The organism is Nocardia canadensis (assembly GCF_032656385.1).
Classification (GTDB): Bacteria; Actinomycetota; Actinomycetes; order Mycobacteriales; family Mycobacteriaceae; genus Nocardia; species Nocardia canadensis.
This window is the reverse complement of the sequence record NZ_JAVCWB010000002.1, coordinates 461,027-474,964: the sequence shown is the minus strand read 5'-3', so window position 1 is coordinate 474,964 and position 13,938 is coordinate 461,027. Positions and strand designations below refer to the sequence as shown.

Annotated in this window: 12 protein-coding genes and 1 pseudogene; 6 read left to right on the top strand and 7 right to left on the bottom strand. The window is 69.6% G+C overall.

The features are described 5' to 3' along the window. Nucleotides 1-14: 14 nt before the first annotated feature. From pstA to Q7X29_RS05505, 5 genes are all read right to left on the bottom strand, one after another. On the bottom strand, nucleotides 15-920 hold the full coding sequence (pstA, locus tag Q7X29_RS05525; RefSeq protein WP_218715898.1) for a phosphate ABC transporter permease PstA: 906 nt from the start codon (nucleotides 918-920) through the stop codon (nucleotides 15-17). Next, nucleotides 920-1,891, bottom strand: a complete 972-nt coding sequence (gene pstC / locus Q7X29_RS05520; protein WP_316573438.1) for a phosphate ABC transporter permease subunit PstC — start codon at nucleotides 1,889-1,891, stop codon at nucleotides 920-922. The genes pstA and pstC overlap by 1 nt, the downstream gene beginning before the upstream one ends. Nucleotides 1,892-1,982: 91 nt before the next feature. Continuing rightward, nucleotides 1,983-3,092: a phosphate ABC transporter substrate-binding protein PstS gene (gene pstS, locus Q7X29_RS05515; RefSeq protein ID WP_316573437.1), complete on the bottom strand. Its 1,110-nt coding sequence runs from the start codon at nucleotides 3,090-3,092 to the stop codon at nucleotides 1,983-1,985. Between the two features lie 294 nt (nucleotides 3,093-3,386). Beyond that, entirely contained in the window at nucleotides 3,387-4,295 is a 909-nt protein-coding gene (gene mshD / locus Q7X29_RS05510) for a mycothiol synthase (RefSeq protein WP_316573436.1), read from the bottom strand. 68 nt (nucleotides 4,296-4,363) lie between these two features. Next, nucleotides 4,364-5,125 (bottom strand): winged helix-turn-helix transcriptional regulator, encoded by a 762-nt coding sequence (locus Q7X29_RS05505; protein WP_218718768.1) that lies wholly within the window; start codon nucleotides 5,123-5,125, stop codon nucleotides 4,364-4,366. A 184-nt stretch (nucleotides 5,126-5,309) separates the two neighbouring features. On the opposite strand from Q7X29_RS05505, the gene Q7X29_RS05500 reads away from it, so the two are divergent. The 6 genes from Q7X29_RS05500 to Q7X29_RS05475 all read left to right on the top strand — a co-directional run bounded on the left by Q7X29_RS05500 (nucleotide 5,310) and on the right by Q7X29_RS05475 (nucleotide 9,525). Beyond that, complete coding sequence (locus Q7X29_RS05500; RefSeq protein ID WP_218718767.1) at nucleotides 5,310-6,155, top strand: LmeA family phospholipid-binding protein; 846 nt, start codon at nucleotides 5,310-5,312, stop codon at nucleotides 6,153-6,155. Continuing rightward, complete coding sequence (locus Q7X29_RS05495) at nucleotides 6,152-6,586, top strand: thioredoxin family protein (RefSeq protein ID WP_218718766.1); 435 nt, start codon at nucleotides 6,152-6,154, stop codon at nucleotides 6,584-6,586. Before Q7X29_RS05500 ends, Q7X29_RS05495 begins: the two co-directional genes overlap by 4 nt. Nucleotides 6,587-6,854: 268 nt before the next feature. Continuing rightward, nucleotides 6,855-7,400: a DUF4395 domain-containing protein gene (locus Q7X29_RS05490; protein ID WP_255587837.1), complete on the top strand. Its 546-nt coding sequence runs from the start codon at nucleotides 6,855-6,857 to the stop codon at nucleotides 7,398-7,400. A 31-nt stretch (nucleotides 7,401-7,431) separates the two neighbouring features. After that, entirely contained in the window at nucleotides 7,432-8,265 is an 834-nt protein-coding gene (locus Q7X29_RS05485) for a sulfurtransferase (protein ID WP_019044855.1), read from the top strand. A 4-nt stretch (nucleotides 8,266-8,269) separates the two neighbouring features. Next, nucleotides 8,270-8,575, top strand: coding sequence for a DUF1416 domain-containing protein (locus tag Q7X29_RS05480; protein WP_022565856.1), 306 nt, complete (start codon nucleotides 8,270-8,272; stop codon nucleotides 8,573-8,575). A gap of 257 nt (nucleotides 8,576-8,832) precedes the next feature. Further along, the gene (locus Q7X29_RS05475) at nucleotides 8,833-9,525 is read left to right on the top strand and encodes an FABP family protein (RefSeq protein WP_218718765.1); all 693 of its coding nucleotides are present in this window, start codon (nucleotides 8,833-8,835) and stop codon (nucleotides 9,523-9,525) included. 284 nt (nucleotides 9,526-9,809) lie between these two features. On the opposite strand, the gene cydC is transcribed toward Q7X29_RS05475, so the two are convergent. Then, on the bottom strand, nucleotides 9,810-11,660 hold the full coding sequence (gene cydC / locus Q7X29_RS05470; protein WP_316573705.1) for a thiol reductant ABC exporter subunit CydC: 1,851 nt from the start codon (nucleotides 11,658-11,660) through the stop codon (nucleotides 9,810-9,812). A 443-nt stretch (nucleotides 11,661-12,103) separates the two neighbouring features. After that, a pseudogene (gene cydD / locus Q7X29_RS05465) lies at nucleotides 12,104-13,936 on the bottom strand (thiol reductant ABC exporter subunit CydD); the annotation flags it as partial. Between the last annotated feature and the right edge of the window lie 2 nt (nucleotides 13,937-13,938).

Below are 13,938 nucleotides of genomic sequence, written 5' to 3'. Positions count from 1 at the left end.
TTATCCGTTCGCTTCTATCGGTTCCGGGTGAGCAGCTTGTTGACGCCGGCGGCGGCCAGGTACAGCGCCGCGATCATCAGGATGAGCGTGAGCGCCGCACCCCAGACACGTTCGCGACCGGCGGCCTCCGGGTTGGCCAGCTCTTGGTAGATCAGCAGCGGCAACGAGGCCATGTTGCCGTCGAAGATGTTCTGGTTGATCGACTTGCTGTAGCCGACCAGCACGAGCACCGGCGCGGTCTCACCCATGACGCGGGCCAGGGCCAGCAGGATGCCGGAGATCATGCCGGGCGCCGCGGTGGGGATGACGATCCGCAGGATGGTCTTCCACTTCGGCACACCGAGCGCGTAGGACGCCTCACGCAGCTCGTCGGGCACCAGCTTGAGCATTTCCTCGGTGCTGCGCACGACGACCGGCAGCATCAGCAGCACCAGCGCCAGCGAGACGGCGAAGGAGCTCTGCGGCATGCCGAAGGTGGCGATCCAGAGCGCGAAGATGAACAGCGCGGCGACGATCGAGGGCACACCGGCGAGAATGTCGACCATGAAGGTGGTGACCTTGGCGAGCCGGCCGCGACCGTATTCGACCAGGTAGACCGCGGCCATGATGCCCAGCGGCACCGCGATGATCGAGGCCACCGCGGACTGCACGATGGTGCCGTAGATCGCGTGGTAGACACCGCCGCCGGTCTGATCCGGCAGGATGCCCTTCTGCGAGTTCATCCACCAATCGGCGGACAGGATCGCGGTGATGCCCTTGGTGACCACCAGGCCGAGCACCCACACCAGCGGGATCAGCGCGATCACGAAGCACAGCGTGACCAGGCCGGTCGCGATGTTGTTCTTGATCCGCCTGCCGGTGCTGACGTGGCGGAACGTGGGCGCTTTGACCGGCTTGTCGAGGGTCGTTGTGCTGGTCATCAGCCGTTCACCTTTCCGCCGGAAGCGAGGCGGGCCAGCGCGTTGACGACGAAGGTCAGCGCGAAGAGGACGAAGCCGGCGGCGATGTAGGCGCCGGTCGGCAGCGGCGAGCTGAACTCCGAGGCCGCGGAGGCGATCTTGGAGGCGAAGGTGTAGCCGCCGTCGAACAGCGACCACTCACCGGCCTGGCTCGCGGTGCGCAGCACGACCAGGACCGCGATGGTCTCGCCGAGCGCGCGGCCGAGGCCGAGCATGGAACCGGCGATCACACCGCTGCGGCCGTAGGGCAGCACGGTCATCCGCACGACTTCCCACTTGGTGGCGCCGAGCGCCTGCGCGGCCTCGATGTGAGCGCGCGGGGTCAGCGCGAACACCTCGCGGGCGACGGAGGTGATGATCGGCAGGATCATCACCGCGAGCACGACACCGGCGGTGAAGATGGTGCCACCGCCGCCGATCGAGACGTTGCCGTCGGAGAACAGGAAGAACCAGCCCAGCTTGTCGTTGAGGAACTGCTGGACCGGCGCGATCTGCGGCGCCAGCACCAGGAAGCCCCAGAGACCGAACACGATGGACGGCACCGCGGCGAGCAGGTCGATCAGCATCGTGAACGGCCTGCCGAGTCGCGACGGCGCGTAGTGCGTCAGGAACAGCGCGATACCGACGCCGATCGGCACCGCGACGATGAGCGCGAAGACCGAGCTCAGCACCGTCACCATGAACAGATCGCGGATGCCGAAGCGCAGGTTGTTCGCATCGTTGGTGGAGAATTCGGTGCTGGTGAAGAAGTTGACCTCGTCAGCCCTGAGCGAGGGGACCGCGCGGATCAGCAGGAACAACGCGATCAACGCGATGGCGGCGACGATGGTCGCGCCGGCCGCGGTGGCCAGCCACCGGAAGATCGTCTCGGCGTTCAGTCGGCCGGTACGACGCCCGTCAGGGGCCTTGTCGATTTTCGGTTCGGTCGGCATAGTCGCAGTATCTCCGGCCGCCCGCGGGCTCGTCGAATTCGACGAGCCCGCTGCGGTCACCTCAGGGTGCGTGGTCATGGCCTGGAAGCGATCAGGAGATGGCGTTGATCGCGGTGGTCAGCTTGGTCTTGAACTGCTCCGGGATGGCGACGTAGCCAGCCGTGTCGAGCCCGTTCTGACCGTTGGTGACGGCCGAGGTCAGGAACGCCTTGACGGCCTTCGAGGTCTCGGCATCCGAGTACTTCGAGCACACGATCTCGTAGGTCGGCAGAATGATCGGGTACGCGCCGGCGACGGTCGGCTTGTAGAACGAGCTGACGTCGAGGACGAGGTCGTTGCCTTCGCCCTTGATCTTGGCGCCGTCGATCGCCTTGCCCGCCGACTCGGTGCTCAACTGCACTGGGTCCTTGGACGCCGAGGTGATGATCTGCGCGATCGACAGGTTCTGCGCCTTGGCGAAGGACCACTCGTTGTACGTGATCGAGTTCTTGGTGTTCTTCACCGCGGCCGAGGTGCCCTCATTGCCCTTCGAACCTTCGCCGACGCCACCGTTGAAGGTCTTGCCCGCACCCTTGCCCCACGCACCATCCGAGGCCGCGTCGAGGTAGAGCTGGAAGTTGTCGGTGGTGCCCGACTCGTCGGAGCGGAAGATCACGGCGATCTTCTCGGAGGGCAGCTTGGCGTTGGGGTTCAGCGCCTTGATCTCGGGGGCATCCCAGGTGGTGACGGCACCGTTGAACACCTTGGCGGCGGTCGGGCCGTCGAGGACCAGGTCGGTCACGCCGTCGATGTTGTACGTGATGGCGATCGGGCCGAAGACGGTCGGCAGGTTCCACGCCGGGGCGCCGCAACGCTCCTGCGCCTTGGCCGGCTCTTCCTTCTTCGAGCTCAGCGGGGAATCGGAGCCACCGAAATCGGTCTGGCCACCGAGAAACTCGTTCACGCCCGCGCCCGAACCGCTGGAGGTGTAGTTCAGCGTGAAGCCGTCGCAGTTGGCCTCGTAGGCGGCGACGAAACGCTCCATGGCGTTCTTCTGCGCCGAGGAGCCACTCGCCTTGAGCGCCTTCTTGCCACCGCAGTCGATGCTGGTGTTGGCACCGTCCGCGGCACCGTTGGTGTTCTCATCGCTGCCACAGGCGGCCAGGGTCATGGCGCCCACGGCGACGACGCCGACCAGGGCACTGGTGCGCTTGAAGTTCACTTTTCCTCCGACATTGCTGACGACTCGCTCGGTCCCTCACCGGCCCGGGCGAGTTGGGCGGTGCGGATCGCGGGAAACGCGCGCACCAGGCGACGACTGTGCCGCCCAGAAGTAACCTAAGGTCGCCCGGTTGACAGTTGGCCCGACGTGGGTTAACGCAAAATGAACAGCCCGGCGCGATTAGGGCGAGGAATGTGACGTTTGCCCCAGTTTTACTCGCGCGTACCCGGTCAGCCGCGCACTATTCAGCGGCGCCGAAGAATTCACCGCGACTGTGAGGTGCCTCGCAGTCGGTCAGGCGACCGAGTAGGCGACGTCGATATGCGCCGGCGCGAACCCGAGGCGGGTGTAGGTGTGCACGGCGGCGGTGTTGTCGGCCTCGGTGTAGAGCAGCACCTCGGCCAGCCCTTCCGCGCGCAGGTGCCGCAGCCCGGCCAGAGTCAGCAGTCGGCCCAGGCCACGCCCCTGCGCGGCCGGATCGATGCCGACGACATAGACCTCGCCCGCCGGGGCGGCGTCGGGATGCACCTTGGTCCAGTGGAAGCCGAGCAGGCGGTCCGGGTCGGCGGCATCGAAGGCCAGGAACAGCCCGGCCGGGTCGAACCAGGACTCGGCGCGGCGGGCGGCGATGTCGCGCTCGGTCCAGCCGCCCTGCTCGGGGTGCCAGGCGAAGGCGGCGTTGTTGACGCGCAGCAGTTCGGCGTCGTCGGCGGGGCCGGTGTAGTTGCGCAGGACCAGCCCGTCCGGCACCACCAGTTCCGGTAGCTCCGGCGTTGCCAGCGAGCGGCGCATCTGCCACAGCTCCCGCGCCGTGGCCAGTCCGAGGCCGGCCGCGAGCGCCTTGGCGGCGGGCAGGTCGCCGTGCGCCCACACCCGCGCGCCGGGGCCGCCCTCGGCCAGCGCGGCGCGCACGAGTGCGGTGCCGACGCCGGCGGCGCGCGCGGCCGGGTCGACCGCGACCTCGGCCATCGCGGGGTGTTCGTCATGTGCCGCAACGAGATTGGCGTAGCCGACGATCTCGCCCGCGCGTTCGGCCAGCAGATGCCTGGTCGCCGGATCGGCCTCGGCGAGAGAAAGCACCGCCTGTTCCGACACCGGTGCGACGCCATCGGCGGCCTTCGCCCTGGCCAGCAGCTCACGCACCAGCGGCACGCTCTCCGGCTCGACCCGTTCGGTCCACGTCAGGGTTGCTGTGTGCGGCATCGACGTCCTCCTCGCTGTGCGCGACGGGCCGATGCCGCGCCGCGCCGTCCTGGCGCTGCTCGGCGCGACTACTGCGCGGTGCCGTTGAGCGGGGCCAGTGAGTCGTCGCCGTCGATGTCCTCGTCCGGGAAACTCACCACCTCGCCCTTGGCCGCGGGGGTCCTGGCCGGGCGCACCGCCTTGTAGCCGACATTGCGCACGGTGCCGATCAGCGATTCGTACTCGCTGCCCAACTTGGCGCGCAGGCGCCGCACGTGCACGTCGACGGTGCGGGTGCCGCCGAAGAAGTCGTAGCCCCACACCTCCTGCAGCAGCTGGGCCCGGGTGAAGACCCGGCCCGCGTGCTGGGCGAGGTACTTGAGCAGTTCGAATTCCTTGTAGGTGAGGTCGAGCGGGCGACCACGCAGCCGCGCGGTGTAGGTGCCCTCGTCGATCACCAGCTCTCCCAGGGTGATCTTGCCCGTGTTCTCGGGGCTGGCCACCCCACCGTTGCGGCCGACCAGCAGCCGCAGCCGCGCGTCCAGCTCGGCGGGACCGGTGCCGGGCAGCAGGATGTCGTCCAGGCCCCAGTCCGCGTTGACGGCCACCAGACCGCCCTCGGTCAGCACCGCGACGACCGGCACCGAGGATCCGGTGCTGCCGAGCAGCCTGCACAGTCCACGGGCCGCGGCGAGGTCGGTTCTGGCGTCGACCAGCGCGACATCCGCGCTGCCCGCCTCCAGCAGGGACGACACCTCGGTCGGCGCGGGCCGCACGTTGTGCGCCAGCAGCGACAACGACGGCAACACCGCATCGGGGTTGGGGTCGGAGGTCAGTAGGAGCAGCTCCACCGGGCTCTCCTCCTATCTCGTGGCTCCGCGGACGACAGCAGCCGCGTAGCTACGTCGCCGAAACACAGGTAAGTCGTCTGCAACATTAGCGCGTGCGCGGCCATGACCTCGCAACATGGTGGCCGCGAGGTAACGCGTCGGCGCGCGCTTCGCCCGAACCGTAGCGCCGGATAGGCTGGCTCGCATGCGCAAGCTGATCATCGGGCTGCTGTGCCTGGCCGGGGTGGCGGTGGTGATCGATTTCGGCGCCGCCGCCTACACCGAGTACCACGTGTCGCGGCAACTGCGGGCCGGAGCCGATCTGTCGGCCGACCCCGAAGTGACCATCAAGGGATTCCCCTTCATCGCCCAGGCGGTGTCGGGGCGCTACGACGACGTCCTGGTCCGCGCCCGCAGCATGCGCCCCGATATTCCGGGCGAGATCGCTCTGGAGGCCAATCTCTACGGACTGCACGCCTCGGCGAGCGAGCTGCTCGACGGCACGGCGCGCGCGGTACAGGTCGACCGGGTCGAGGCCCAGATGGCGATCGAGCCGACCGAGCTCGGCCGCCTGTTCGGCATCCCCGATCTGCAGGTCCTCGGCCCGCCCGCCGACAAGGCCGACGGTACCGGCGGTTCGGGCGGTTCCGGCCTGACCACCGCGGGCGCCCATGTGCTCAAGGGCACACTTCCGGTGGCGGCCAACGGCCGCGTGCTCGCGCCGGGCGTCACCCCGGGCAACAACACGACTCGGGTCGAAGTACAGGTCGAAGCCGATCTGATGCTGGACGGGGACAAGATCCGCATCCAGGCCACCCGCTTCTACAAGGACCGCTCCGCCACCGCGGATACGCCGGTCTCGACCACCAAGACCGACATCCTCGACGTCGACAAGCCCGCGGTGCTCGAGCGCTTCAGCCGTACCATCGATACCAAGGAATTGCCGTTCGGCATCGCCCCCACCGAAGTGGAGGCCAAGGGTGGTCAGATCATCGTCTACGGTGTCGGCCGCTCCCTGACCATCGACCTGGACCGATTGCTACAACCATGATCGAACTAGCCATCCTCGCCGCCGTCGTGCTGGCCGCTGTCGCGGTCGGCCTGCTGCTGCGGCGCAACCAGGGCCGGGTCCGCCCGGCCACCCTCGACCCGGAGACCGCCCAGCGCGCTCGCCTGCTGGACGCGGCGGGCGTCACCGGGGCGACCCCCGCGGTGCTGCACTTCTCGGCCGACTGGTGTGGCCCCTGCGACGCGGTTCGCCGCGTGGTCGCCGGCGTGACCGCCGACCTGTCCGATTCTCCGAACGCCCCGCGCGACATCGAGATCGACATCGACGCCGACCCCGCGCTGGCAAGGGAACTCAACGTCCTGTCGCTGCCGACGACCTTCGTCTTCGACGCCGAGGGCAAGGAGCGTTTTCGCATCTCAGGCGTGCCGAAGGCGGGCGATCTGCGCACCGCGCTGGAACCGCTGACAGTGTGATCTGGCCCCCTGTTCCGGGGGGCCGGGACATTTCCCGACGAGACCGGGTAAACTACTCCCCGTGCAATCCGACCACGAGCTGATGCTCACCCGACGCCGCACAGTTGATCTGTGTCGGCTCGGTGGTTGTTGCTGCCTGTGCCGCTGAACGGTCGGCTTCTCTCCCGAGATTCCTGACGCCGACCTCTGTCCGCCGCGCGAGTGATCGACACGATCCCCCGGCGAACTGCAGTTCCCACTGACTCAACTCAGCGCAGGAGTTCGCACGATGACCACTTCCCTTGAATCCCCACCTCGCGTCGATGTTCGCGGGCCGCGCTTCGTGGCCTGGATCACCACCGGCGTGCTGGTGCTGGTGCTCGTCACCGCCGCCTTCTCGACCACCGCCGCCGCGATCCTGATCGGCCTGCAGGCCGTGGTGTTCGCGATCGGCGCCTCCGGCGGCCCCGCCAAGCACCCCTACGGCCGGATCTACGCCGCGCTGATCGCGCCGCGCAACGGTCCGACCACCGAGACCGAGCCCGTGCCGCCGCTGCGTTTCGCGCAGCTGCTCGGCTTCGCGTTCGCCGGTCTCTCCCTGCTGGGCTTCGTGCTCGGCTCCCCGATCGTCGGCGCGGTATTCGCCGGCTTCGCTCTGTTCGCGGCGTTCCTGAACGCGGCGTTCGGGGTTTGCCTGGGCTGCCAGATCTACCCCCTGGTGGCCCGCTTCCGCCGGTCCACTGCATCGTCCGGCGAAACTGGCTGGCCCTCCGTGGTTACGCAGGCTGCCTCCTCCGGGCCTGACGCCAGTTCCGCCGGCCCGGCATCGAACTGAACCCCTGCAAGTCATCTCTGAAAGGAACAACATGGCTCGCTCCGATGTCCTGGTCTCCGTTGACTGGGCCGAAGAGAACCTCAACGCCCCCGGCGTCGTCTTCGTCGAGGTCGACGAGGACACCTCCGCCTACGAGGGTGGCCACATCGAGGGCGCCGTCCGGCTGGACTGGAAGACCGACCTGCAGGATCAGGTTCGTCGCGACTTCGTGAACCAGGAGCAGTTCTCCGACCTGCTCTCCGCGCGCGGCATCGCCAACGACGACACCGTCGTCCTGTACGGCGGCAACAACAACTGGTTCGCGGCGTACGCCTACTGGTACTTCAAGCTGTACGGCCACAACGACGTCAAGCTGCTCGACGGCGGCCGCAAGAAGTGGGAGCTCGACGGTCGCCCGCTCTCGCGTGACGCGGTCTCGCGCCCGGCCACCCAGTACAAGGCCGCCGCCCCCGACACCTCGATCCGCGCGTTCCGCGACGAGGTCATCGCCGCCATCGGCACCAAGAACCTGGTCGACGTGCGTTCGCCCGACGAGTTCTCCGGCAAGATCCTGGCTCCCGCGCACCTGCCGCAGGAGCAGAGCCAGCGTCCCGGCCACATCCCCGGCGCGATCAACGTGCCGTGGAGCAAGGCGGCCAACGAGGACGGCACCTTCCGTTCCGACGCCGAGCTCGCCGAGCTGTACAAGGACGCGGGCCTGGACGGCGAGAAGGAGACCATCGCCTACTGCCGCATCGGTGAGCGCTCCTCGCACACCTGGTTCGTGCTGCAGGAGCTGCTCGGCCACCAGAACGTCAAGAACTACGACGGCAGCTGGACCGAATACGGTTCGCTCGTCGGTGCACCTATCGAGTTGGGAGCGTAAATCTATGTGTGCAGCACCTACCCAGGGTCAGGCCATCCCGGCCGGCGTCGACGTGGAGAAGGAGACGGTCATCACCGGCCGTGTCCTGAGCGCCGACGGTCAGCCGGTGGGCGGCGCGTTCGTGCGTCTGCTCGACGGCAACGGTGACTTCACCGCCGAGGTCGTGGCCTCCGGCACCGGTGACTTCCGCTTCTTCGCCGCGCCGGGTTCGTGGACCCTGCGCGCGCTGTCCTCGTCGGGCAACGGCTCGGCCGAGGTCCGCCCCGAGGGCGCGGGCATCCACTCGGTGGACGTCGAGGTCGCGAAGTAAGAACCTCACAACGGCCCTGGTAGTTCCTGTGCGGGAACTACCAGGGCCGTTTTCGTGTCCGCTCACCGGACTCGCTAGACTCCGATTCGTGGTCCTCTTCTTCGAGATTCTCCTCATCGCCGTGTCGATCCTCATCGGCTGGTTCGGCCTGTACGTCTTCTACCGGCTCTTCACCGAGTCATGAGCGTCAGCGGCCGGAGGCGGCAGCGCAGCGTAACCACGCAGGCCGCCGCTCAGGACTCCATGGGAGCAGCGTCATGAGCGGGCTCGCGAGCGAAGGTTCCGATCCGGCCGAGCGAGCGAGCACAGAGCAAGGCGCTCCGGCCGAGCGTCGCAGCGGTGACGAGGCAGTCAACGTCGCCGCCGAACGGGCGAAAGAGACCGGCGTCCGGAACATTTCGGTCCTGCCGGGTCTTCCCCTGCCCGAGGACACCGCGAATCTGCGCGAGGGTCCCGATCTGAACCACGCCATGCTGGCGTTGCTGCCGCTGGTCGGCGTGTGGCGCGGCGAGGGCGAGGGCAACCACTCCGCCGACGGCGACTACCGCTTCGGCCAGCAGATCGTCGTCTCGCACGACGGCGGCGACTACCTGGTCTGGGAGTCGCAGACCTGGAAGCTCGACGGCGAGGGCAACTTCGAACGCCCCGATCTGCGTGAGAGCGGCTTCTGGCGCGTCGGCACCGAGGGCGACGACGAGATGCTCGAACTCCTGCTCACCCACAGCAACGGCATCGTCGAGCTGTTCTACGGCACCGCCCGCACCCAGTCCTCCTGGGAGCTGGCCACCGATGTGGTGATCCGCAGCCAGTCCGGCGCGGTCGTCGGCGGCGCCAAGCGCCTCTACGGCATCGTCGACGGCGGTGACCTGGCCTATGTGGAGGAACGAGTCGACGCCGACGGCGCCCTCGAGCCCCGGCTCTCGGCCCGCTTGCAGCGCTACATCGGCTGACAGATCTCAAATGGAGCGACCCCCGAGCCATTCCGCCGCGTTCGAGAACACGGTGGTCCCGGTTGGATAGGCCGGGGGCTCGGGGGCCGGGTGACTGCCTGGGATTCGCTCAGCGCACCGCTGGGGAATCTCCCGCAGTGGAGCTGCTAGCGGGCAGCCACCTCACGCATCCGATGAACATACATTCTTCAGACCACCTCCTCTCTTGTGTACCGATGAATCTATCGGTGCGGCGCGAGGTCGGCAATTGATTTTCTCGCGGCTCTGAGCTGGGCGGATGCCGGTCAGCGCGCGGGGTGGACGACGTGGCAGGCGCCGGTCGCGTCGACGGTGACGACCGTGTCGGCCCGGTGGTAAGCCGGGAGCTGGTGGGTGACGACAACGACCGTCCGATCCGGGGCGACCAGTCCGCTGTCCGCGTCGAGCAGGTCCAGCAGCAGCTGTTCCCCCTCGGCGGCGGCCAGGTGTTCGGTGGGCTCGTCGAGCAGCAGGGTGCGTGCCGGGGCGACCAGCGCGCGGGCGAGCAGCAGGCGGCGGCGCTGGCCGCCCGAGACCGTGGCCGCCCCGGCCGTGAGCCCGGTGTGTACCCCCTCGGGCAGCGATGCCAGCCAGGGACCGAGTCCGACGGCGCGCAACGCGGCCTCGGCGTCGGTCTCCGTCAGATCACCCTTGGCGACACGCAGGTTCTCCAGGATCGAGGTGCCGAACAGGTGGGCGTCCTCGGCGAAGAAGGTGACGCCCTCGCGCGGGGTGTCGAACAGGCCGGCCCACGCCATGAGCAAGGTCGTCTTGCCCGCCCCGCTCGGCCCGACGACGACGATCCGACGGCCCTCCGGCAGCGGAATCCACGACGAGGACAATTCCTCGACGGCTCCTCGCTGCGAGTCCGCTTCGGTGCGGGCCACGGCGCTGTGCCCGGCCGTGCCGGTCGCCTCGGCCGCGTGGGACGTCGTCGCGGTGCGGGCGGGTGAGAGCGGTGCGTCGGTGATCGTGGCCCTCTCGGCGGCACGGAGGCGGCGGAGGGCGGCGCGGGAGGTGGTCAGGGTGGTCGCGGCGGTGGGGAGGGCGCCGACGGCTTCGAAGGCCGAGAGAGGGACGAGGACCAGGATGGTGAGGGCCATCGGGGTCATGCCGCCGGGGAGTCCGCCGGTGGGCCCGTAGGCCGCGATGCCGACCAGCAGGGCGCCGAGCGCGCTGACGCCGATCGACAGCGGAGTGGCCGCGGCCGCCCACGCGCTGTGCGCCGCCGCGGTGTCCTCCGCCCGCACCGCGCGCTCGATCGCCGTGTCCGCCTGCGCGAGTGCGGCATCGAGCTTGCCCGCCACCCGCAGTTCGGCGGCGTGGTCGAGCACGGTGACCGCCTCCGCCGTGAACGCCGCGCGATCGGCCCGCACCGCCTGCTCGGCCTCCCGCGCCGCCACCCCCGCGAGCCACGGTGCGAGCATCCCCGAAACAGCAAGGGCGACAGCCAGAATCCCCGCCGCGGGCACGGAGATGAACGCGATCAGCACCACCGCCGCGATCGACAACACCACCGCGACGGCGACCGGGACCAGCACCCGCACCACGACCGCACCGAGATCATCGATATCGGCACCGATCCGCACGAGCAGATCACCCCGTCGCATCTCCCGCAGATCCCCGCCCCCACCCGAAATCGCACCCCGATCGCCGCTCCCGCCCGCAGACTCCCCCAAGTCGCCACTCCGGTCCGAGGGTTCTGTCAGATCGCCTGCGCGCTCCCTTTGATCACGGCCTGTGCCCGCTGTCGCCCGCAGGTCGGTCCGTCGGCCCGACCCCGTCATCTCCGGACGATCGGCCGATGCCCCACCCCACCACCAGAGATCCGCGTGGGCGAGTGTGCGATACACCGTGGTCCGCGCCGAGGTCATCGCCCGCAGCGCCACATCATGGCTGGCCAGCCGCTCCAGGTAGCGGCACAGCCCGCGCGAGATCCCCAGTGCCCGAACCGCGACCACCGCCACGCTCAGATACAGCACCGGCGGCATCTGCCAGGCCCGCGCGATCAACCAGGCCGCCAGCGCGGCCAGCGCGAGCCCGCTGCCCAGCGCCGCCACACCCCAGGCGATCGCCACCACGACCCGCCACGGCGACAGCGCCAGCAACTGCCACATCTCCCGCAGATCCCGCACCAGCGACCCGCGCCCGGAACCCCCACGCACCGCACCGATTCCACTCATGACACCGACACCCCCGCCACCCCACGAACCACCGCACCGCCCCGGCCTCGGCCCTTCGAGCCCGCTTCACCGCCCGATCCCCCTTCGGCACCGACCGCGCCGCACCCGCAGGTTGCGGCGCTGTCGCTCCACGCGGCCTCACCGCATTCACCGATGGCGTCCGCCGGACTGTCCGGCAACACACGCTCTGCGTCCGCTGCCGCCCGTCCACCATCCGCGACTTCGCCGCGCGACTCCGCGCCGACATCGGTCGCCCGGGCGCCGTGGTCGCGGTCGGTGCACTCGCTGTCGATGCCATTGTCCGGCAAGGTATCGGGCGACGTGCTGGTGCCGGGCACAGCCGGCGGACCGGGGTCGTCGGAGGCACCTGCGCCGGGCGCGCTGCTTCCCTCCACCTCCACGACGACGTCGGCGGCGGCCAGCACGGTCGGGCGATGACCGATGACGACGACGGTCGCGCCCGCGGCGGCGAGGGCTCGCAGGGTGGCCAGCACCCGCTGTTCGCTGTGGGAGTCGAGGTGTGCGGTGGGTTCGTCGAGCAGGAGGATGGGGCGGCGGGCGGCCAGCACGCGGGTGAGGGCGAGGCGTTGGCGCTGGCCGAGGGACAGGCCGAGACCGCCCTGGCCGACCCTGGTGTCCCAGCGGTCGGGGAGTTCGTCGAGCACCGCGTCGAATCCCGTCGCGGCGCTGATCTCGTCGAGGTCGGTGGCGGAGTGCGCGCCGAGCAGTGCGATGTTCTCGCGCAGGGTGCCCGGGACCAGCACCGGACGCTGGGGCAGCCAGGCGATGCGGGCCCACCAGCTGTCCGGGTCGAGGGTGCGGACGTCGGCGCCGTCGACGAGGATCGCGCCCGCCTCGGGCGAGATCAGGCCCAGAATCGCTTGTAGCGTGGTCGATTTGCCGCACCCGTTCGGTCCGGTGAGCACCGTGACCAGGCCCGGGGCCAGTTCAGCGGTCAGGCGATCCGGCGCGTTCCCGGATCGCGCGGCGATGGTCAACCCGCGCACCGTGATTCGCGAACCCCTGCCGTCGGCAGGCCCAGCATCGCCCCCGCGCTCGATCGCTTCGGCACCCTCGACGCCTATCCCGGGGTCACCCGCGACGGCGTCTTCGGCCCCACCGATCGCGCGGGCGCCGGGAACCGCCCCGCCGGACCGGGAGCCCATCGAATCCGTGTGCCCAGGAGCCGAATTCGCCAGCACCGCGAAGGCCTTGTCCGCCGCCGCCATCCCGTCCTGCGCCGCGTGGAACTTCTCCCCCACCTGCCGCAGCGGCCAGTACACCTCCGGCGCGAGGATCAGCGCGACGAGCCCGGCGTACAACGTCATCTCGCCGTAGACCAGCCGCAGACCGATGGCGACGGCGATCAGGGCGACGCTCAGGGTCGCCAGCGATTCCAGCACCATCGAGGACAGGAAGGCGATCCGCAGCGCCCGCATGGTCCGCCGGCGCAGCGAATCCCCCAGTGCCCGGACCTGATGCACCATGCTCGGCCCGTCGGGTCCCTCACGGCCGAGGGCGCGCAGTGTCGGCATCCCGGCGAACAGGTCGAGGAGCTGGTCGGACAGGCGCGTGGTCGCGGCGAGGGTCGCCTCGGCACGGCCCTGGGTGAGCAGGCCGATGAGAATCATGAACAGCGGGATCAGCGGCACCGTGATGATGGCGATGAGCGCCGAGGTCGGATCGTGGAAGGCGATGACCACCACCACGATCGGCGGCACCAGGCAGGCCAGCAGCAGGGCGGGCAGATAACCGGTGAACCAGCCGCGCAACCCGCTGAGCCCGTTCCCGACGACCACCGCGATCTCGGTCCGGCGGGCGTCGAGTTCGCGGGGCGGCAGCTCGGCTCCGGCCCGCAGCACCGCCGACTCGAGCTCGGCGACCACCGTGGCGCCTGCCCGATGCGCCAGCCGCGCCTGCCACCAGCTCGCCGCCGTGCGCACCGCGATCGCGACCACGAGGCCGAGCAATTCGCCCGTCCACGCGGCGAACTCACGCTTGCCGGGATCGGTGATCACCCCCGCGAGCACCCGGCCGAGCAGCACCGCCATCGCCACGATCGTGGCCGTGATGACCAGCGCGAGCAGCACCGACACCACCAGGTGCGGCCGCACCGAGCGGGCGTAGCGCCACAGCCGTGGGTCGACGGGCGGACGACGGCCTGCGCTCTCGCGCGCTGCGGCCGACCCGGCCGCGTCCGCCCGTGCCATCG